Source organism: Hydromonas duriensis (assembly GCF_004363775.1).
Taxonomy (GTDB): domain Bacteria; phylum Pseudomonadota; class Gammaproteobacteria; order Burkholderiales; family Burkholderiaceae; genus Hydromonas; species Hydromonas duriensis.
The window spans coordinates 1-1327 of record NZ_SNZE01000073.1; the positions used below are offsets into that span (position 1 = coordinate 1).

The window sequence follows — 1327 nt, forward strand, 5'->3', positions numbered from 1 at the left end:
AACATTCAAAATTGGGATACCAAAGCCCTGTAAAATTTGAATCCGCAGCATCTAAAATAGCTGCTTAAAATGTCCGTTGAAATGAGGGCAGATCATGTTTCTTTCATTTCGCAGACTAAAGCACTGTCATTGGTATACACAAGATCTGTTTTGTTACCATTGATAAAATGCTTAACAGCTTGAATACCTTCACTTCCCGCTCGGGTGGCAAGTATAAGCAAATCTTTTTCTCTAAGTTCATCAGGCTCCTGATTCTGAAATCCATCTGTACGCCCACCCTCTTTAATAATATTGCCAATCTCTTCTGATGAATACTTTTCTGTATCCCCCGCCTTCTCTAAAGCAGAAATGTCGGGCATGTCTCCATGAAAATAGTCATCCCTAAGGTCGCCTTTTGAGTTGAGAGTCTTAGTGATGTTAGCCCCAAAGCTTTTAATAAAACCAATATTCAGTGTGCCATGAACATTTCGATTAAAACGAGTCACCACTTGATTGGGCTTGCCTTGGTCAAGCAATGAATGAATACGAGCCACTGCAATATCTGCCCTGCTCCAGTCTGCATTTGGATTATTTCTAGATTTACCCTCTTTGGGATGATCGTACCAATGCTTTGCCACAGCGAACCATTGACTGGTTTTACTACCGTCTATAAATATTTCCCAAAACGCTTTTAGCTTAGTAGGTACTTCATCAATATTGGTATAAGCGAGCTTAACATCATAATCTTCGCTTTCCCCTTTTTCATTAAATATCCCTTTCTTTTCTATTTTATCGACAGGTTTATTATTTATAGTCAGGGGCAAGCTGCTTGTTATTGTTAATTTATAAGACACTCGCTTGTCTTTTAAAAAGTTTTGAAACCGACCTAAATCGATTAAATCATCAGTCGAGCTTGGCTTGTAAGTCAGATTGACTTTCATTCGAGTATAAACAATTTGTCCCATTATTTGCCCTCATCTTTAAAAATTAAACGAACTTGGTACTCTTCTGGCGTAGCCGAATACAAGACCTTGGTCTTACCTTCACTATCGGTGACTCCTTCTATGGTTTGACCGTTTTCTTGCCAGGCAATATATTTGTGATTTTTGTAAGGCTTTCCTTCATCATCCTGTAACACATGCTGAACATTGTAATTCTTCGGCAAATGCGCTACCGACAAGCTCTTCTCACTCGGCTTCCCATGAGTCGCCGCCCAAGCAAACCAAGTCCCTGGTGTGCCATGTTCAATCCCACTCTTGTTGATTTTGATGTATGAGCCCCCTGCCGTGGCGAGGATTTCTTCTGCGGCGGCGAGTTCGATGCTGCCTTTGGTGGAGATGATTTTAAA

The 1327-nt window shown here is 40.6% G+C and carries 2 protein-coding genes; both read right to left on the reverse strand.

The window, feature by feature from the left end; translation table 11 throughout:
• Positions 1-92 precede the first annotated feature (92 nt).
• Positions 93-944, reverse strand: coding sequence for a hypothetical protein (locus tag DFR44_RS11315; protein ID WP_133621669.1), 852 nt, complete (start codon positions 942-944; stop codon positions 93-95).
• On the reverse strand, positions 944-1327 hold a 384-nt coding region (locus tag DFR44_RS11320), incomplete at its 5' end, for a DUF2345 domain-containing protein (protein WP_133621670.1). The genes DFR44_RS11320 and DFR44_RS11315, both read right to left, overlap by 1 nt.

What these genes read in the sequence shown, in the direction of transcription:
- DFR44_RS11315 (WP_133621669.1), bottom strand. Translation starts at nt 944, where the DNA reads ATGGGACAAATTGTTTATACTCGAATGAAAGTCAATCTGACTTACAAG.